This is a genomic window from Streptomyces mayonensis (genome assembly GCF_018982965.1).
GTDB lineage: Bacteria > Actinomycetota > Actinomycetes > Streptomycetales > Streptomycetaceae > Streptomyces > Streptomyces mayonensis.
In genome coordinates this window covers 17,697-35,497 of the sequence record NZ_JACBYP010000039.1, presented here as the reverse complement: position 1 = coordinate 35,497, position 17,801 = coordinate 17,697, and the positions used below count along the sequence as shown (strand labels likewise).

Sequence of the window (17,801 nt, the reverse complement as noted above, 5' to 3'; positions counted from 1 at the left end):
GTACGGATGGCCCGTGACCTCCTTCGCCCCGGACTCCATCGTCCTGAACCGGAAGCTGCCGCTGTGGTACCAGGTGTCGCAGTCGCTGCGCGCCTCGATACTCGGCCGCTCGCCCCGGGACCCGCTGCGCCTGCCCACCGAGGAGCAGTTGGCCGGCCATTACGGGGTGAGCGTGCTGACCATGCGGCAGGCGCTTAAGGAGCTGGAGGACGAGGGCCTGATCACCCGCCACCGGCGGCGCGGCACGTTCATCGAGCCGGACGCCCGCCGGGGGGCGCCGGTGCGGCTGCTGGGCTCGGTGGACGCCATCGTGGCCCAGCAGTCCGGCATGAAGGCCGAGCTGCTGGACCACGGCAGCGTGCCCGTGCCGCCCGGACTGGCCGACAGCTTCCCGGGGTTGTCCGAGGTCGCGGCGTACCACCGGCTGCGCTGCGACGAGGAGACCGGCGAGCCCACCAACCACGCCCGCAACTACGTCCTTCCCGAACTGGCCGCCCGTATCGACCCGGACGACCTGTCCCGCCGGCCGATGACCAAGGTGCTGCGGGACGTGGTGGGCGTCGCCATCAGCCGGATCACGGACACGGTGGAGGCCAGGCTCGCCGACCCGGAGACGGCACGGCTGCTCGAAGTCCCGCTGCTCAGCCCGATCCTGCACTACACGGGCACCACCTACGACACCACGGGCCGGGTCCTCGACGTGGCCGTCATCCACTACCGGGGCGACCGGTTCTCGTTCACGGTCACCCTGGACGCCACGTGAGGCCGCGGCGCCCCGTCGTACGATGCCCGGCGTGACGCACGACGACGCTCCGCACCTGGCGGACCTCCTGCCGTGGTCCGTCGCACCGCCGCGGCTCGGCCGGGGGTGGCCGACGGCCCCCGACGCGGCGTCCCTGAAGGCCCGCTGGGACACCCTGCTGAAGGCCGAGGGACCCGACCGGGCGACCCTGTTCGAGCCGACCCGTTCGCGCACCCCGCACACGGCGGTCGGACGACTGCCGGGCGGCACCGGCGGCACCGGGCGGCTGGCCCGCGCCGCAGGGCCGTGCCCGGAGCCGGTGCGGGTGCTGCGCGCGCCGTTCGACGAGCAGTGGCTGATCCCGGACCACCGGCTGATCGACGCAGCCCGCCCGGAGCTGTGGCGGGTGGCGGACGAGCGGCAGGTGTTCGTCCTGGAGACCCCCGACGCCACCGGCCCTCCCCTGCTCGTTGCGACCTCGCTGCTGCCGCTGTACGGACCCACCCGCGTCCGGCCGCTGTTCCGCCGCCCCGGCGGCAGCGAGCCCAACCTCGCTCCCGGTCTCCTGGACCACCTGGCCGCCCGGCTCGGGCGGCGGCCGGGCGCGCTGGACGTGCTCGCCTGGTCGGTGGCGGCCGTGCGGCCCGGCCCGGTGGTTCCGCTCACCGCGGACCCCGAGGCGTGGGAGCGCGGGGTCGAGCTGGGCCGGCGCGCCCTGTGGCTGATGCGGCGCGACGGGGAGCGCCCCAAGCTGCCCGGCGGACGGCGCCCGTACGTCCGCGCGCCGCTTCCCGCCCGTCCGCTGACCGTGCGCTACGACCGCGACGAGGAGGTCCTGCACCTGGACGAGGGCCGGGTCTCCCCCGTGCCGCCGGGCGCCTGGGACTTCGAGGCGGGCGGGGTGCGGGTGCTGGAGGAGTGGTTCGCGGCCCGTACCGCCGAGGGCGAGCCGGGGACGCTGGCGGCGATCCGCCCGGCCACCTGGCCGCAGAGCTGGACGTCGGAGCTGCTGGAGCTGATCACGGTTCTCGCCCTGCTCGCCGAAGTGCGCGCCCGGTGCGTGGAGTTGGCACGGACGCCGGTGGCCGCGGAGATCACGGCGGCGGAGCTGCGCGAGGCGGGCGTCCTGCCGGTGCCCGCGGCGGCCCGGCGCCCGGCGTCGGTCCTGGAGGAGCCGGAGGAGGGACCGGAGGGGCAGCTGGCGCTGCTGTGACCCCTGGCGCCCACGCATCCTCCGGGCAGTGCTGCGACCCCCGGCGCCCACGCATCCTCCGGGCAGTGCTGCGACCCCGGCACTCGCGAATCCTCCGGGCAGTGCTGCGACCCCCGCTCAGGTGAAGCCGTCCAGCACCCGCGTCAGCGCCCGTTCGAAGACCGCTTCCAGGTCGATGGGGCCGGCGTCCTCGGCGAAGGACGCCGCGAGCCTCGGATAGGCGCCGCTCGCGATCTGCCGCCCGAGGTAGGCAATGCGCGTGGCGTTCTCCTGCTCCTGCGACCACGGCAGCGAGCGGGTGCGCTCCGCGGTGGAGATCTCGTTGGTGACGTACGTCGTCACGACGCCGTTCACCATGGCGACCAGCTCCATCTTGGTGCCGTACGGCGCGTCGAAGGGGTCGAGGCAGGCCAGGCAGTGCTCCAGGTAGCGCAGGGCGTTGGGGCTGAAGCCGTAGACCGGGGACATCAGGCGCGGCAGCCAGGTGTGGCGGTGCATCAGCGCCCGGGTCTGGTGGGCGACCCGGACCATGTCGGCACGCCAGTCGCCGCTCGGCTCCCACAGCTCGTGCTCGCCGCTGACCGCGTCCATCATCAGCTCGTACAGGTCCTCCTTGCGGGGGACGTAGTTGTAGAGCGACATGGTGCCGCAGCCCAGCTCCCCGGCGACGCGGCGCATGGAGACCGCGTCCAGGCCGTCGGCGTCGGCGATCCGCACGGCGGCGGCGGCGATGTCGGCGCGGGTGTACGCCGGTCTCGGACCGCGGCCGGTGCGCTCGGGGCGCGACCAGATCACTTCGGGTACGGCCGCTCGGCCCGCCATCGTGCATCACCTCGGCCACCATCCTAGTTACGTACAGCGTACGTAGTGCGCTATGGTCGACCCATGACTACTACGTACGCTGTACTTAGTGAGGGTCTGGAGAAGCGTTTCGGCGCGGTGCGCGCCCTGCGCGGTCTTGACCTCGCGGTGGCCGAGGGCACGGTCTGCGGGCTGCTGGGGCCGAACGGGGCGGGCAAGACCACGGCGGTGCGGCTGCTGACGACGCTGCTGCGGCCGGACGCGGGCTCGGCACGGGTGGCCGGGCACGACCTGGTCCGCGAGGCCGCCGCCGTCCGGCGCCGGATCGGGGTCACCGGGCAGTACGCGTCGGTGGACGGCGACCTCACCGGGCGTCAGAACCTCCGGCTCTTCGCCCGGCTGCACCGGGTGCGGGACGCGGCGGCGCGGGCCGGGGAGCTGCTCGACCGCTTCGGCCTGGCCGAGGCCGCCGACCGCCCGGCGTCCACCCTGTCCGGCGGGCTGCGGCGCCGTCTCGACCTGGCCGCGAGCCTCGTCCGGCGCCCCGACGTGCTCTTCCTGGACGAGCCGACGACCGGCCTCGATCCGGCCAGCCGCAACCGGATCTGGGAGGCCGTGCGCCTGCTGAAGGACGAGGGCACGACCGTGCTGCTCACCACGCAGTACCTGGAGGAGGCCGACCGCCTGGCCGACGACATCGTGCTGGTGGACCGGGGCCGGGCGGCACACACCGGGTCGCCGGCCGAACTGAAGGCGCTGGTGGGGACCTACGCAGAGGCGGTCGTCGGCGACGCGGACGCCGTGCCGCGGGCGGCCGCGGTCCTGGACCGGCTGACCGGCACCGAGCCCGTACTGGACCACGAACGGCGCACCGTGGGCGCCGTCAGCACCGATCCGACCCTCACCCTGCCCCGCCTGGTGCGCGAACTCGACGCGGCGGGCGTGCCCCTGCTGGACGCGAGTCTGCGCCCGCCGACCCTGGACGACGCCTTCCTCCGCCTGACCGGAAGCAAGGAGACCGCCGCATGAACCCGCCGACGAACACCGCACGGAACACGAAACGGGACACCGCGCGGGAGGCGGCTTCGGACGCCGCGCGCGACACGGCGCAGGACACCGCACGGGACACCGCACGGGACGGGACGCGGGAGGCGGCGCGGGACACCGCACGCGACGCGGCGACGGACGCGGTGCCGCCCGCGTACGGCCTGTTGCGGGACGGATCGGCCATGCTGGGCCGTCAGTTGCGGCGGGTCCGGAACAACCCCGGCCTGCTGATCCTCACCCAGACCATGCCGATCACGATGCTGCTGTTCTTCGGCTACGTCTTCGGCAGCGCGCTGGCGATGCCGGGCGCGGAGTACCGCGCGTTCCTGGTGCCGGGCCTGCTGGTCGCGACGGCCGCGAACGGCCTCATGACCGGCATGTTCCAGGCGGCCCAGGACGCCCACCGGGGCGTCACGGACCGGCTGCGCACGCTTCCGGTGAGCCGGGCGGCGGTACCGCTGGGGCAGTCCGTCGCGGACGTGCTGGTCACGGCCGCCGGGACGGTGCCGGTACTGCTCGTCGGGCTCGCGGTGGGCTGGCGGGTCGAGGGCGGCGCGGCCGGCGCCGTGGGCGCGGTGGGGCTGTTGTTGCTCTTCCGGTTCGCGACGACGTGGATCGGGATCTTCCTGGGGCTGCTCACCCGTAATGAGGAGGCCGCCGGTCAACTGGGCGGCGCGACCTTCATCCTGCCGCTGCTGTCCAACGCGTACATTCCGACCGAGGGGCTGCCGGGGTGGCTGCGCACGGTAGCGGAGTGGAACCCGATCAGCGCGGTGACCACGGCGCTGCGGGACCTGTTCGGCAACGCGCCCGTGCCGGACGGCGCGGCCTGGCCGGTGGCGCATCCCGTCGCCGGTTCGCTGGGCTGGTGCGCGCTGCTGCTCGCGGTGTTCGTCCCGCTCGCCGTACGCCGGTACGCACACGGCGGGCGCTGAGCGGACCGCGGAGGGACCCTCGCCGACCGGCCCCGGGTGCGGGTGCGTCACCGACCGTGGGGAGACGGCGGGACGGAAGGCGGACGGAGGCGGGACGGAGCGGGTGCGGGCCTACGGGGGGCGGGGGGGAGGCGTACCGGGCAGGGAGAAGGCGTACGGGCGGCGTACTCGGCCGGTTCTCCCGGGGGACTCCCGCGCCCGGGAACACACCGGGGCGCCGCTGCGTGCCGTGGGGATGACGGCCGGGTGCGCGGCGCCGCGCCGGGACGGTGTGACCGCCGGAGCGCGGGGCTCAGTTGCGGGGCTCAGTTGCCGCCGAACAGCGAGCGGCGCAGTCGGCGCAGCGGCGCGAACAGCGAGACGCGGCGCACCCTGGCACCCCTGCCACTGCGCTTGTGGGCGGGCTCACGCGCGGTCAGCTCACGCATCAGCGACGTCGCCTCCACCGTCTCCCGCTGCGGGAGGGCAGGCCCTCCGAGCACCGCGAGATGGCGGTCGAGGCGCGAGCTGCTGGCGCTGCTCCCGCAGGTGATCGCAGGGACCCTCGCCCTGCTGTGCACTGTTATCTGATTCATGTCACTCCCCACCCGTACGAGTCCACCCGGCCCGGGCAGAGTAACCCTATCGCCCCGGTACGGCATGCGTGTATCGCGGTCACAGGATTCACCTTCCCCGTAAGGGGGTTGACGATTACTCTCCGAATCCGACAGATTCCAGGGTGAGTTGGACCACCGGGCTGCTGGTCGGCTGCTTCGAGCCGCCGCCGGGTTCGACCGTCACCGCCAGTGACGTCGCGGACCGTTCGAGGCCGGAAGCGATCAGGGGCGTGTCGCCGTCGAAGAGGCCCAGGGAGCGCGGCTGCGCGCCGGGGCGCATGAGCCACAGCTGGCGCACGCGGTCGTCCGGCGGCGCGCCGTATCCGCTCAGGGTGATCACCGCGCGCCCCTCCGCCGCCGAGGCGACGACCGTGACGGCGCGCCCGCGGTCGTCCGTGTCGCTCGTCGCGCGGGCGTCCGGTGCCGCCAGAACGTGTGCGATCTCACGTGCCCGGTCCTGTGCGGTGTCCAGCTCGTCCCGGGTCCGGTCCGCCTGGACGGCGAAGAGCGAGGCGACGACGAGCGCCGCGGCGGCCGTCGCCGTGGCGAGTGGCACGAGCAGGGGCCGGGGCCGGGGCGCGCCGGAACGTTCGGCCGGCCGTCCGCCCCAGACGTGCGCCGGCAGCCGGGACACGGGCCCGCGCCCCGGCCCGCGCCCCGGCGCGGGCTCCTGCGCGGTGGTGCGTACGGCGGCCAGGACCCGGTCGCGCAGCGCGGCCGGGGGCGGGGCGGCCGCGGACCAGGCCAGCCGGACGGCGTCCTCGGACAGGGCCCGCACCTCGGCGGCGCAGCGGCCGCAGCCCTCCAGGTGCCGCTCGAAGCGGTCCCGTTCGTCGTCCTCCAGGGCGTCCAGGGCGTAGGGAGCGGCCAGGGAGTGGAGGGCGCCGCGGCGCGGCAGCCGGCCGAAGAGGTTCATGCGGCACCTCCCAGGCAGTCGCGCAGCCGGTTGAGTCCGTCGCGCATCCTCGTCTTCACCGTGCCCAGCGGCAGGGACAGGCGCTCGGCCACCTCACGGTAGGTGTAGCCGTCGTAGTAGGCGAGGGTGACCGACTGGCGCTGCAGGGCGGTCAGCCGGTCCAGGCAGCGGCGCACCCACTCGCGTTCGAGCCCCGCCTCGACCTCCTCCGAGACCTGGTCGAAGGCGGGGTGGTGGGCGCGCCGGGCCTCGCGCCGCTCGCGTTCGCCGGCCGCGCGGGCACTGCGCACCCGGTCGACGGCGCGGCGGTGGGCGACGGTGAGGACCCAGGACAGGGCGCTCCCCCGGCGCGGGTCGAACCGCGCGGCGGACCGCCAGAGTTCGAGCAGCACCTCCTGCGCCACCTCCTCCGACTGGGCGGGGTCGCGCACCACTCGCCGTACGAGTCCGAACACCGGGCCGGAGACCAGCCCGTACAGCTCCTCGAAGGCCTTCTGGTCGCCGTCCGCCACGAGCATCAGCAGCTCGTCCGCCTCCACCCGCTCCCCCTCTCCGCGGACCGCGCCCGGCCCGTCGCCGTCTGTGCCGGGCGCACGCGGGCGCGCCCTCCGGCTGGAGTTACGGACGGGCGGCCCGAAAACGCCAGTCGGCCGGGCACGGAATCAGTTTTCCGACGGGTCCGGAGGCGGTTCGCCGGGCCAGGAGGCGTGGGAACCCGGAGGCGGTTCGCCGGGCCCGGAGGCAATTTCCGGGTCCGACCAATCCGGCCCCGGGGATGCTCCGAATGCCGGTGCGTCAGGGAAGTCGGCACATCGGCACAGAGGACGGACGGCATGACTCCTATCTCCCAGGGCGCCGGGACGAGGCTCCGGCGCGTGGCCACACTGCTCTGCGGCGCGCTGGCCGCCGGCGGGCTCGCGGCCGCCGGGACGACCGCGCTGGAGCCGGGGGCGGCGTCCGCCTCCAGCCACCGGGAGGCACCACTGATATCGGGGACGCCGCAGTACGACAACACGGACCTGTACGCCTTCGTCAGCCCGGACCGGCCGGACACCACGACGCTGGTCGCGAACTGGATCCCCTTCGAGGAACCGGCGGGCGGGCCGAACTTCTTCACGTTCGCCGAGGACGCCCAGTACGACCTGAACGTCGACAACGACGGCGACGCACTCGGCGACCTGGTGTTCCGGTACACGTTCACCACCCACACGAAGAACGACAAGACGTTCCTCTACAACACCGGCGAGGTCACCGGCCTCGACGACCCGGACCTCAACATCACACAGACCTACGACCTCGAACTGATCGAGCTGCACGGCGGGAAGGAGGCGTCCCGCACTCCGCTCGCCCACGGCGTCCCGGTGGCGCCGTCGAACGTCGGCAAGGCGTCCATGCCGGACTACGGCACGCTGCGGAAGCAGGCGGTCCACCAACTGGAGGGCGGCGCGCAGACGTTCGCCGGGCAGGCCGACGACCCGTTCTTCCTCGACCTGCGCGTCTTCGACCTGCTGTACGGCGGGAACCTGTCGGAGGTCGGCAACGACACCCTCAAGGGCTACAACGTCAACTCGATCGCCCTCCAGGTCCCGAACCACATGATCGTCCAGTCGGCGGAGCAGCCGGTGGTGGGCATCTGGTCCACGACCCGGCGCAAGAACGCCCAGGGGGAGTTCACCCAGGTCTCGCGGCTCGGCAACCCGCTGGTGAACGAGGTCGTCAACCCGTTGAAGGACAAGGACACGTTCAACGCCTCCGAGCCGGCGGACGACGCGCAGTTCCTGGCGAACGTCACCAACCCGGAGCTGCCGAAGCTCGTCGAGGCGGTCTACGGCATCGAGGCGCCCGCCGAGCCGCGCGACGACCTCGTCGACGTCTTCCTCAAGGGCGTGGCGGACCTCAACCAGCCTCCCCACGTCACCCCTTCCGAGCAGCTGCGCCTCAACACCTCGGTCGCACCGGCGGCCGAGCCCAAGCGCCTCGGCGTCCTCGACGGCGACAACGCGGGCTTCCCCAACGGACGCCGGCTGACCGACGACGTGCTCGACGCCGCCCTCCAGGTCGTCGAGGGCGAACTGGTCGGCTCCGCGAACGACCTGGGCGACGCGGTGGACGCCAACGACAAGGAGTTCGAGCAGGCCTTCCCGTACGTGGCCCAGCCGACGGAGGGTTCGCGCGGCCCGCTCGCCGACGGCACCGGCGACGGCAACGACGTACGCAACCAGCTCGGCGACGCGCTGCGCCCGGGCGACTCCGGCAACACGCCCCTCGTCGCCGCGTCGGCGGGCGCCGGGGCCGTCGGCATCCTGCTGATCGGCGGAGCCGTCGCCTGGTGGCGCCGCGCCCGGGGCCGCGCGTACTGACTCCCGCCCCCGTCCCAGACGTTGAGGAGAGGCATGGCCTCGTACGAGAAGCACGACAAGCACGACAAGCACGACAGGCACGAGCAGCACGAGAAGGAAGAGAAGGAAGAGAAGGACGACGCGCCCGGGACGCGGAGCGTCCCCACCGCAGACGCCGACGCAGACGCAGACGCCGACGCGCCCAAGGTGACCGCCGTGCGGCGCTACGCGGCGGCCGCCCGCCGTTGGCGGGGCCTCCGGGCCACCGCCTGCGCCGCGCTCCTGGCCGTCGCCCTCACCGCGGGCGCCGTCGCGGTCGACGGAACCCGGCAGCCCGCGGGCGCCACCACCGCGCCGCACCCCGCGGTGCCGATCGGTGCCGGGGCGCCCCTGGACGTGCCGGCGATCGAGGCCCGGCTGAAGGCCCAGCCGCGGGACTTCACCGGCTGGGCGGCCCTCGGTCTCGCCCACGTCGAACGGGCCCGCACCGACGGCGCCCCCTCGCGCTACCCGAGGGCCGAGCGGGCGCTGGAGCGCTCCCTCGAACTGGAGCCGGGCAACGACCAGGCCCTGTCCGGCCACGCCGCGCTCGCCGCCGCCCGGCACGACTTCGCGGGCGCGCTGGCGTACGCCGACCGCGCCCTGAAGGCGAACCCCTACAACGAACGCGCCCTGTGCTCCCGGGTCGACGCCCTGGTCGAACTCGGCCGCTACGACGACGCCGCACGGGCCGCCGGCACGGCCGACACCCGGCGTCCGGGCGTCCCGGTCTTCACCCGGTACGCCTACGTGCGGGAGCTGCGCGGCGACACGGACACCGCGCGCCGGGTCCTGGAACAGGCGCTCGCGGGTGCCGCGTCCCCCGGCGACGTCGCCTACGTCGCCACCCAGCTCGGCCGCCTGGCCTGGAACCGGGGCGACCACCGGGCGGCCCTGCGCCACTACGCCCGCGCACTCGCCGCCGACGACACCTACCTGCCCGCGCTGGAGGGCCGGGCCAGGGCGAAGGCCGCGAGCGGTGACCGGGACGGGGCGGTCGGGGACCTGGAGGCGGTCGTCGCCAGGGCCCCGCTGCCCGGTCCGCTCGTCGCGCTCGGCGAGCTGTACGAGGCGCGCGGCGACGGGGCGGCGGCGCGCGAGCAGTACGCCCTCGTCGACGCGTGGACGGCGCTCGCCCGGGCCGGCGGCGTCGACGTGGACCTGGACACGGCCCTCGCCGCCGCCGACCACGGCGACCGGAATGCGGCACTGCGCGCGGCCCGCGCCGAGTGGGACCGCCGCCGCACCGTGCACACGGCGGACGCGCTCGCCTGGGCGCTGCACGTCAACGGCCGGGACCGGGAGGCGTTGCCGTACGCCCGCCGGGCCCTCGCCACGGGGTACCGCGACGCCGCGTTCCTCTACCACCTGGGCATGATCGAGCGGGCCGTGGGACGGGAACGGGACTCCCGCGGCCATCTCGCGGCGGCGCTGGAACTCAACCCGGGCTTCTCCCCGCTCGGCGCCCGCGAGGCCCGCACGGCGCTGGCGGAACCGACCGGCCCGAAGGAAGCGCAGGCGACCCGGTGACTCCCAGCCGTCTCCCGGCCCGGGGGCTTCCCCGGCGTCTCCTCGCCCGCGGTGCCGCCGTGCTCACCGCGGTCTGCGCGCTCGTCCTGCTCCCGTCGCCCGGCGCGGGCGCGCATCCGCTCGGCAACTTCACCGTCAACCGGTACGACGGTCTGGTCGTCGCACCCGGCGAACTGCGCGTCGACCACGTGGAGGACCTCGCCGAGATCCCGGCGACCCAGGCGGCCCCGGACGTCGAACGGCTCGGTGCGGCCGAGTGGGCGCGGCGCCGTTGCGAGCAGGCCGCGCGGGACAGCCGCCTCACCGTCGGCGGCCGAGCCGTCGCCCTCGCCGTCCGGCACGGCCGGGCCGAGGTGCGGCCCGGCCAGGCCGGGCTCGACACCCTGCGGCTGGAGTGCCGGCTGACGGCGCCGCTTCCCGGGTCCGGCGCGGTGACCGTCGGTTTCCGGGCCTCCGGTGCCTCGTCGGGGCCCGGCTGGCGGGAGATCACCGCACGCGGCGACCGTACGACGCTCACCGCGTCGGACGTACCCGAGGAGTCGGCCTCGCACGAACTGACCCGGTATCCGCAGGAGTCGTTGTCCTCCCCGGCCGACACCGCGAGCGCGTCCCTGCGGGCGGTCCCCGGCGGTCCCGCGCTGGACCGGGAGCGGCAGGACACCCCTGCCGCCTCCGTGCTGCCCCGCGGCGCCGACCGGTGGACCCGCGCCCTGGACTCGCTGGTCGCGCGGCACGACCTCACCCTCGGCTTCGCCGCACTCTCCCTCGTCGTCTCGGTCGCCCTCGGTGCCATGCACGCGCTGGCACCGGGGCACGGCAAGACGCTGATGGCGGCGACGGCGGCAGCTCGGGGCGGCGGGGCACGCCTGAAGGACGTCCTGCCGATGGCGGCCTCGGTGACGGTGACGCACACCCTGGGGGTGGTCGCCCTCGGCCTGCTCGTCACGGCCGGCTCGGCGGCCGCGCCCTCGGTCGTCGCGTGGCTCGGTGTCGTCAGCGGCGTCCTGGTGGCACTGGCGGGTGCGAGCCTGGCACGCCGCGCGCTCCGCAAGGCCCCCCACACCCGCCACGCGCACGACCACCCGCACGCGCACCCGCACCCGCACCCGCACCCGCACCCGCACGACCACTCCCACTCACATCAGCACACGCACTCCCACTCCCACCCGCATCCGCACCCGCACCCCGCGTCCCCGACCCTCCGCGGCACGATCCTGATGGGGTTCGCGGGCGGGCTCGTGCCGAGTCCGTCGGCCGTGGTGGTGCTCGTCGGCGCGGCGGCGCTCGGGCAGGCGTGGTTCGGACTGCTCCTCGTGGTGGCGTACGGCGTCGGGCTCGCCCTCACACTCACCGCCGCCGGGGTCGCCGTCGTCCGGCTCGGCGGTGGCGTGGGCCGCCTGCTGCGGCGGCGTCCCCGGTGGACGTCCGGCCCGCTGGCGGCGACGCTGCGCCGGGCCACTCCGCTCGGGTCGGCGTGCGTCGTCGTGGCGCTCGGGGCCGGATTGGTGTTCAGGGGGGCGGCATCCGCACTCGGCTGAGCTACTTTTGGGAGGAAAGCGGGAGGAACCACGGGCCCGTTCCCGGGAATTGTCCGAGCGAGACCTCGCAGGAGGGCGCCGGTGACCGAGGAACCCGCCGGTGAGCGCGTGATCGCCGGCCGCTACCGTCTTCTGTCCCCTCTGGGCGAGGGCGGCATGGGCACGGTGTGGCGCGCCCGCGACGAGGTGCTGCGGCGCGAGGTGGCCGTCAAGGAGGTGCGGGCGCCCGCCGGGCTGCCGGGCAGCGACGTGCGCCGGATGTACGCCCGGCTGGAGCGCGAGGCGTGGGCGGCCGCCCGGGTCACGCACCCGAACGTGGTCACGGTGTACGACGTGGCCACCGACGGCGACCGCCCCTGGATCGTGATGGAGCTGGTCCGCGGGCTGTCCCTCGCGGATCTGCTGGACGCCGAGGGCCCGTTGGAGCCGCGGCGCGCCGCGCTGATCGGCGCCGAGGTGCTGGCGGCGCTGCGGGCCGCGCACGCGGCCGGGGTGCTGCACCGGGACGTGAAGCCCGCCAACGTGCTGCTGGCCGACGACGGCCGGGTGGTGCTCACCGACTTCGGGATCGCCCGGGTCGAGGGCAGCTCCGCACTGACCATGACCGGCGAGGTCGTCGGCTCCCCCGAGTTCCTCGCGCCGGAACGGGCGCTGGGGCGCACGCCCGGTCCCGAGTCCGACCTGTGGTCGCTGGGCGTGCTGCTGTACGCGGCGGTGGAGGGTGTCTCCCCGTTCCGTCAGGAGACGCCGCTGAGCACTCTGCGGGCGGTCGTCGACGAGGAGTTGCCGCCGCCGCGACGGGCCGGCGCGCTCGCGCCGGTCGTCGGGGGACTGCTGCGCAAGGACCCGGCCGAGCGCCTTGCGGCGGAGCGGGCCGAGCAGGACCTGCGGCTCGTGGGCGCCGGAGGTGCGCCGGCGGGCGCGCCCCCGGCGCAGACCGGCGCGTACGCGGAAACGGTCGCCGTCCGTCCGGCACCGGAGACCGCGCCGATGCCTCCGGCGCCCGTCCCCGTGCCGGCGCCGGGGACCGGGGCCGCGTCCGCGTCCGCGTCCAGCGCGGCCACTGCGCCCGGCACGCCCGGCAGTCCACACGGCCCGGTCGGCCGGGACCGGCGTGCGCGGATCGTGCTGCTGGTGGGGCTGGCCGTCGTCGCGCTGGCCCTGGCCGGGCTGACGTACGCACTGCTGAACGGCTCGGACGGCTCGGACGGCGGTGGCGGGGCGGCGGGTTCGGGCGACGGCGGGAGCGCCGGGCCGGGGTACTCGTCGACGGGCCCGAGCGAGGGCGGCGCCGGGGCGGGCACGGCGACGGACTCGGATCCCGACCCGGACGCGGGCGCGGGCTCGGACGGCCACGGCGGGGGGAGCAGCCCGGCGCCGCAGTCGGTGAAGGTGTCGGTCGCGGGCTCGCACACCCACTACTCGGGGCCCTGTCCCCCGGCACACGACGACGCGCCCGCGTTCACGGCGACGTTCACGGTGGGGCGGCTGCCCGCGGAGGTCGGCTACCGCTGGGTGACGGCGGACGGATCGGTCTCCGACCCGGGGTGGCGGACGCTGTCCTTCCCGTCGGGCGGGGAGCGTTCGCGCCAGGACTCGGTGGTGGTGACGACGAAGGCCGACAGCGGCGCGTTCGAGGGTGCGGTGCGGGTGGAGGTGCGGGCTCCGGTGCAGGTCACGTCGAACGCGGTGGCGTTCTCCGTGACCTGCGCGACCGGTACGGGGACGGAGACTCCGACGGGCGGAGCCTCCCCCTCCTCTTCCGCTTCTCCCTACGGTTGAGCCCCGCCCTTCCTGCGGTTGGGGCCCGTCCACCGGGTCAGGCGGCGCCGTTGAGGACCGGCAGGTAGCCGCCGGACTGACCGGCGGCGGTCGGGTGGTACGACTCGCCGATGTTCAGCCAGTTGACGCTGTGCAGCCAGGAGTCGCCGGAGCAGAGCTCGTGGCCGGTGAAGGTGGTGCGCACGTCGCCGAAGGTGAAACCGTGGGCGGCGGCGCGCTGGGCGATCTCGGTGTTGAGGAGGTCGGAGGCGTCGTTGATCGCCTTCCGCTTGGCCTCGGAGAGGCCGACACAGGTGGTGCCGAGCTGGTAGAAGCGCGGGTAGCCGATGACGACGACGTGGGCGTTCGGGGCCTTGCTGCTGATCGCCGAGTAGACGCCGTCGAGTTTGCCGGGCAGCGTCGAGTCGACGTACGCCCTCGCGGTGGCGATCCGCGAGAGACAGGCGCTGTCGGACTGGAGCACACAGGTCGTCATGACGTCGGCGAAGCCCGCGTCGTTGCCGCCGATGCTGATCGACACGAGGCCGGTGGCGGCGCCGAGGGGGCCGAGTTGTCCGGCGAGAACATCACCCGTACGGGCGCCGGAACAGGCGGTGAAGTCGAACGTCGAGGGTGAGTGGGCGGCCGCCCACAGGTACGGGTGGGCCTTGGTGCTGCGCTTGCAGTCGCCGCTGGAGCCGATGTAGCTGCCCGCTCCGACCCCGGAGGAGTAGGAGTCGCCGAGCGCCACATAGCCCTCGGCTGCGGCGAGTTGGTCCGCCTGGGCGGTCGCGGCCCCGGTGAGGGCGGCGCCGGCGGCGAGGAGGACTGAACTCAGGAAGCCGACAAGTCGGAAACGTCTCATGGAACCTCCCTTAGCAGGATCTCTGCCATAACGGTGGTACCCACTACGCGCGTTGACACTACGTGTGCATGCCAATAAATGGCTGACACTCGTTCAAATTCGGACGAAAGTCAGGGGGAACGCCAGTGCGCCCTTGACGCTCCGACGCGCGCTGCGCCACATTGAGGCCCGTCCAAAACGACAAAAACGTGAGACCTGCTTCCAGGTCTTGCCATACGACTTCAATCGTCAATACCGTCATACATCTCCCGTATCGGTGCGTCGGCAAGCGGCTCAGGGGAGGGCTCGAGGCCGCGGCGGACCGGGACGGGATGCGCGGTAGGGGGGTGTCGTGCTCGGTGACCACGCCGGTCGCCGGGCCGTGCCGCGCGGTCGGCTGCCGTTTTCTTCGCGGCGCCGACGGGCTTTGCCGGCTCGCCCGGCACGCACGGAGCAGGATCGCGGCGTGCCGTGAGTGAGAACCCCCCTTTCGAACCGGACACAGAGCCGGACCGCCCCTGGGGCGGGCGGTCCACCGGACGAGAGGGACCAGACCCATGAGCTCAGTTCTGCAGCCGGTGTCCACGGGCGGCGATCCGTCGCCCGGTGCATCGCCCGGTACGTCGCACGACGCGTCGTACGATCCGTCATCCGGCCCGTCGCCCGCCGGCAAGTACCGGCCCGTCTCCTCGCACCTGGCCATAGCACCGCCGGTGAGCGTGGTGATACCCGCCATGAACGAGGCGGAGAACCTTCCCTACGTCTTCAAGACGCTGCCCGACTGGATCCACGAGGTCGTCCTCGTGGACGGCAACTCCACCGACGCCACCGTCGAGGTCGCCCGGGAGCTGTGGCCCGGCGTCAGGATCGTCGGGCAGCGCGGCAAGGGCAAGGGGGACGCGCTGATCACCGGGTTCGAGGCGTGCACCGGCGACATCGTCGTGATGGTCGACGCCGACGGCTCCGCCGACGGGCAGGAGATCGTCTCGTACGTCTCCGCGCTCGTCTCCGGCGCCGACTTCGCCAAGGGCTCCCGCTTCGCCAACGGCGGCGGCACCGACGACATGACCTTCATCCGCAAGCTCGGCAACCGCGCCCTGTGCGCGGTGGTCAACCGGAAGTTCGGCGCCCGCTACACCGACCTGTGCTACGGCTACAACGCGTTCTGGCGGCACTGCCTCGACGAGATCGACCTCGACTGCACCGGCTTCGAGGTCGAGACGCTGATGAACATCCGGGTGGTGAAGGCCGGGCTGAAGGTCCAGGAGATACCGAGTCACGAGTACCTGCGCATCCACGGCGTCAGCAACCTGCGCGCGGTGCGGGACGGGTTGCGGGTGCTCAGAGTCATCCTCGGCGAGCGCTCCAACCGGCGGGCGCTGCGCAGCCGTACGCGCGCGACGACGCTGGCCGCCGTCGGACCGGTCCCGGAGAAGGCGTCTTGAGCGCTCCCGCCGTCTCCCGCGCCTCCGTCTCCCCCACCTCACCAGCCTCCCCCACGTTCTCGGTGGTGATCTGCGTCTACACCGAGGACCGCTGGGAGGACATCCTCGCGGCGGTCTCCTCGGTACGGGCGCAGTCCCGCCCGGCCCTGGAGACGCTGCTGGTCGTGGACCACAACGAGGCACTGCGGGAGCGGCTGCTGACGGAGTACGCGCAGGGGGACGACGCGGAACACGGGGCGGGCCGGGAGGTGCGGGTGCTTGCCAACGCGGGCCCCCGCGGCCTCTCCGCCGGCCGCAACACCGGAATCGCCGCCTCGCGCGGCGAGGTGATCGCCTTCCTCGACGACGACGCCGTGGCCGAGCGGGACTGGCTCGGGCACTTCGCCGAGGGGTACGCCGACCCGGCGGTCGTCGCCGTCGGCGGGCGCACCGTGCCCGTCTGGGCGTCGGGGCGCCGGCCCGACTGGTTCCCCGAGGAGTTCGACTGGGTGGTGGGCTGCACGTACCGCGGCCTGCCGCCCGGCCGGGTCCGGGTGCGCAACGTGCTGGGCGGCAACGCCTCCTTCCGGCGCGAGGCGTTCGACGCGGCGGGCGGCTTCGCCACCGGCATCGGACGGGACGGCGACAAGCGTCCGCTGGGCTGCGAGGAGACCGAGCTGTGCATCCGGCTCTCCCGCGCCCGGCCCGGCGCCGTGCTGCTGATCGACGACCGCGCGGTGATCCACCACCGGGTGCCGGAGCCGCGCGAGCACTTCGCCTACTTCCGCGCCCGCACCTACGCGGAGGGCCTGTCGAAGGCCCTGGTGGCACGCAGCGTCGGCGCGGAGAAGGGGCTGGAGTCCGAACGCCGGTACGCCACCCGGGTGCTGCCCGCCGGGGTGGTGCGCGGGCTGCGCGACGCCGTACTGGCCCGGCCGGGCGGTGCGGGCCGGGCGGGCGCGATCGTCGCCGGGGTGCTGACGGCGGCGGGCGGCTACGCGGTGGGGAGCCTGCGGGCGCGGCGCGGCGGAGCCGCCTTCTCCTCAGCGCCGGTCGGGGAGGGCGCACATGGCTGAGGAGGTCCGCGAGGCCGACACGCGGGTGCCGGTCCTCATGTACCACGCGGTCGCGGCCGGTCCCAACGACGCGACCCGTGCGCTGTCGGTGACCCCTCGGGCGTTCGCCGAGCAGATGGCGGCCATCGCCGACCGGGGCCGCACCCCGGTCGGCACGGCGGAGCTGGCCGCCGCCTGGCGCTCCGGCCGGCCGCTGCCGAGCCGGCCCGTCCTGATCACCTTCGACGACGGCTACGCGGGCGTGCACCGCCACGCCCTGCCGGTCCTCGCCCAGCACGGCTTCCCGGCCACCCTGTTCGTCACCACCGGCTGGCTGCGGGGCCCGTACGGCAGCGGGGGCGCCCCGGACACCATGCTCGACTGGGACCAGGTGCGCGAACTGGCCGCCGCGGGCGTGGAGATCGGCGGGCACAGCCACACCCATCCGCAGCTCGACCAGGTCGGCGAGGAGCGGCTGCGGCACGAGCTGATCCACAGCAAGGAGATCGTCGCCGACCAACTGGGCGCCGTACCGGCCTCGTTCGCCTATCCGTACGGGTACTCCGACCGCCGGGTGCGGCGGGCGGTGCGCGAGACGGGGTACGCGCAGGCGGTCGCGGTCGGCAACGGCCTGGCCCGCCGCGGCCAGGGGCCGTACGCCCTGCGGCGGGTGACCGTGCGCCGCTCGACGGGGCCCGAGGAGTTCGCGCGGCTGGTCGAGGGCCGCGCGATCGCCCGGACCTTCGCCGTGGACCGGGCCCTGACCAAGGGGTACGCCGTACTCCGCAGAACACGGCAGGCACGGCGGAAGGTGTCGGGGGCCGGCGCCTGAACCACCGTGCGCCTGGTCCGGCCGGCACCGGGCGCCGGTCCGGCCGCCACCGTGCACCGGCCCCGGCGCCACCGCGGTCCGTAGGCACCGCCTGCGCCCGGGGAAGCCGGGGAAGCCAAGGAAGGGGCCGTGCCCCTCGCCCGGGAACCCGGGGAAGGGGCTGCGCCCCGGAGGACGTGCGCGCGCCTG

General features: G+C 74.5%; 16 protein-coding genes. 11 read left to right on the top strand and 5 right to left on the bottom strand.

Annotation, left to right across the window (positions count from 1 at the left end):
- The first annotated feature begins 13 nt into the window (after positions 1–13).
- Entirely contained in the window at positions 14–763 is a 750-nt protein-coding gene (locus HZS56_RS17155) for a GntR family transcriptional regulator (protein ID WP_216721571.1), read from the top strand.
- A 22-nt stretch (positions 764–785) separates the two neighbouring features.
- Positions 786–1,955 (top strand): type ISP restriction/modification enzyme, encoded by a 1,170-nt coding sequence (locus HZS56_RS17150; protein ID WP_216721570.1) that lies wholly within the window; start codon positions 786–788, stop codon positions 1,953–1,955.
- 117 nt (positions 1,956–2,072) lie between these two features.
- On the opposite strand, the gene HZS56_RS17145 is transcribed toward HZS56_RS17150, so the two are convergent.
- Complete coding sequence (locus HZS56_RS17145) at positions 2,073–2,777, bottom strand: TetR/AcrR family transcriptional regulator (protein ID WP_216721569.1); 705 nt, start codon at positions 2,775–2,777, stop codon at positions 2,073–2,075.
- Positions 2,778–2,840: 63 nt separating this feature from the next.
- Here HZS56_RS17145 and HZS56_RS17140 point away from each other — a divergent pair, with 63 nt between their 5' ends.
- Together HZS56_RS17140 and HZS56_RS17135 are read left to right on the top strand one after the other, a co-directional pair.
- Positions 2,841–3,785 carry an ATP-binding cassette domain-containing protein gene (locus HZS56_RS17140; RefSeq protein WP_216721568.1) on the top strand — a complete coding sequence of 315 codons (945 nt, stop codon included), beginning with the start codon at positions 2,841–2,843 and terminating at the stop codon, positions 3,783–3,785.
- A 200-nt stretch (positions 3,786–3,985) separates the two neighbouring features.
- Positions 3,986–4,738 (top strand): ABC transporter permease, encoded by a 753-nt coding sequence (locus tag HZS56_RS17135; protein ID WP_253914406.1) that lies wholly within the window; start codon positions 3,986–3,988, stop codon positions 4,736–4,738.
- Between the two features lie 305 nt (positions 4,739–5,043).
- Here HZS56_RS17135 and HZS56_RS17130 read toward each other — a convergent pair whose 3' ends face one another.
- From HZS56_RS17130 to HZS56_RS17120, 3 genes are all read right to left on the bottom strand, one after another.
- A complete protein-coding gene (locus tag HZS56_RS17130) occupies positions 5,044–5,313 on the bottom strand; it encodes a hypothetical protein (protein WP_031040890.1) in 270 nt (89 codons plus the stop codon).
- 115 nt (positions 5,314–5,428) lie between these two features.
- Positions 5,429–6,250 carry an anti-sigma factor gene (locus HZS56_RS17125; RefSeq protein WP_216721567.1) on the bottom strand — a complete coding sequence of 274 codons (822 nt, stop codon included), beginning with the start codon at positions 6,248–6,250 and terminating at the stop codon, positions 5,429–5,431.
- A complete protein-coding gene (locus HZS56_RS17120; protein ID WP_216721566.1) occupies positions 6,247–6,789 on the bottom strand; it encodes a sigma-70 family RNA polymerase sigma factor in 543 nt (180 codons plus the stop codon). Before HZS56_RS17120 ends, HZS56_RS17125 begins: the two co-directional genes overlap by 4 nt.
- Before the next feature lie 294 nt (positions 6,790–7,083).
- Here HZS56_RS17120 and HZS56_RS17115 point away from each other — a divergent pair, with 294 nt between their 5' ends.
- From HZS56_RS17115 to HZS56_RS17100, 4 genes are all read left to right on the top strand, one after another.
- A complete protein-coding gene (locus HZS56_RS17115) occupies positions 7,084–8,610 on the top strand; it encodes a DUF4331 domain-containing protein (RefSeq protein ID WP_216721565.1) in 1,527 nt (508 codons plus the stop codon).
- A gap of 33 nt (positions 8,611–8,643) precedes the next feature.
- Complete coding sequence (locus HZS56_RS17110) at positions 8,644–10,158, top strand: tetratricopeptide repeat protein (protein WP_253914397.1); 1,515 nt, start codon at positions 8,644–8,646, stop codon at positions 10,156–10,158.
- Positions 10,155–11,696: an urease accessory protein UreH domain-containing protein gene (locus HZS56_RS17105; RefSeq protein WP_216721564.1), complete on the top strand. Its 1,542-nt coding sequence runs from the start codon at positions 10,155–10,157 to the stop codon at positions 11,694–11,696. Before HZS56_RS17110 ends, HZS56_RS17105 begins: the two co-directional genes overlap by 4 nt.
- An 81-nt stretch (positions 11,697–11,777) precedes the next feature.
- Positions 11,778–13,478: a serine/threonine-protein kinase gene (locus tag HZS56_RS17100; protein WP_216721563.1), complete on the top strand. Its 1,701-nt coding sequence runs from the start codon at positions 11,778–11,780 to the stop codon at positions 13,476–13,478.
- Between the two features lie 37 nt (positions 13,479–13,515).
- On the opposite strand, the gene HZS56_RS17095 is transcribed toward HZS56_RS17100, so the two are convergent.
- Positions 13,516–14,322: an SGNH/GDSL hydrolase family protein gene (locus tag HZS56_RS17095; protein ID WP_216721562.1), complete on the bottom strand. Its 807-nt coding sequence runs from the start codon at positions 14,320–14,322 to the stop codon at positions 13,516–13,518.
- A gap of 536 nt (positions 14,323–14,858) precedes the next feature.
- On the opposite strand from HZS56_RS17095, the gene HZS56_RS17090 reads away from it, so the two are divergent.
- Genes HZS56_RS17090 through HZS56_RS17080 form a run of 3 tightly spaced genes read left to right on the top strand, consistent with a single transcriptional unit; the run spans position 14,859 to position 17,612 of the window.
- Positions 14,859–15,746 (top strand): glycosyltransferase family 2 protein, encoded by an 888-nt coding sequence (locus HZS56_RS17090; RefSeq protein ID WP_216721561.1) that lies wholly within the window; start codon positions 14,859–14,861, stop codon positions 15,744–15,746.
- Complete coding sequence (locus HZS56_RS17085; RefSeq protein ID WP_253914396.1) at positions 15,743–16,801, top strand: glycosyltransferase family 2 protein; 1,059 nt, start codon at positions 15,743–15,745, stop codon at positions 16,799–16,801. The genes HZS56_RS17090 and HZS56_RS17085 overlap by 4 nt, the downstream gene beginning before the upstream one ends.
- Positions 16,794–17,612, top strand: a complete 819-nt coding sequence (locus tag HZS56_RS17080) for a polysaccharide deacetylase family protein (protein WP_216721560.1) — start codon at positions 16,794–16,796, stop codon at positions 17,610–17,612. Before HZS56_RS17085 ends, HZS56_RS17080 begins: the two co-directional genes overlap by 8 nt.
- The last annotated feature ends 189 nt before the right edge of the window (positions 17,613–17,801 follow it).

Excerpts from the sequence above, each read along its gene's own strand:
- HZS56_RS17115 (WP_216721565.1), top strand. The coding sequence starts at position 7,084 with ATGACTCCTATCTCCCAGGGCGCCGGGACGAGGCTCCGGCGCGTGGCC.
- HZS56_RS17140 (WP_216721568.1), top strand. The coding sequence starts at position 2,841 with ATGACTACTACGTACGCTGTACTTAGTGAGGGTCTGGAGAAGCGTTTC.
- HZS56_RS17135 (WP_253914406.1), top strand. The coding sequence starts at position 3,986 with ATGCTGGGCCGTCAGTTGCGGCGGGTCCGGAACAACCCCGGCCTGCTG.
- HZS56_RS17110 (WP_253914397.1), top strand. The coding sequence starts at position 8,644 with ATGGCCTCGTACGAGAAGCACGACAAGCACGACAAGCACGACAGGCAC.
- HZS56_RS17130 (WP_031040890.1), bottom strand. The coding sequence starts at position 5,313 with ATGAATCAGATAACAGTGCACAGCAGGGCGAGGGTCCCTGCGATCACC.
- HZS56_RS17090 (WP_216721561.1), top strand. The coding sequence starts at position 14,859 with ATGAGCTCAGTTCTGCAGCCGGTGTCCACGGGCGGCGATCCGTCGCCC.
- HZS56_RS17080 (WP_216721560.1), top strand. The coding sequence starts at position 16,794 with ATGGCTGAGGAGGTCCGCGAGGCCGACACGCGGGTGCCGGTCCTCATG.
- HZS56_RS17150 (WP_216721570.1), top strand. The coding sequence starts at position 786 with ATGCCCGGCGTGACGCACGACGACGCTCCGCACCTGGCGGACCTCCTG.
- HZS56_RS17145 (WP_216721569.1), bottom strand. The coding sequence starts at position 2,777 with ATGGCGGGCCGAGCGGCCGTACCCGAAGTGATCTGGTCGCGCCCCGAG.
- HZS56_RS17125 (WP_216721567.1), bottom strand. The coding sequence starts at position 6,250 with ATGAACCTCTTCGGCCGGCTGCCGCGCCGCGGCGCCCTCCACTCCCTG.
- HZS56_RS17095 (WP_216721562.1), bottom strand. The coding sequence starts at position 14,322 with ATGAGACGTTTCCGACTTGTCGGCTTCCTGAGTTCAGTCCTCCTCGCC.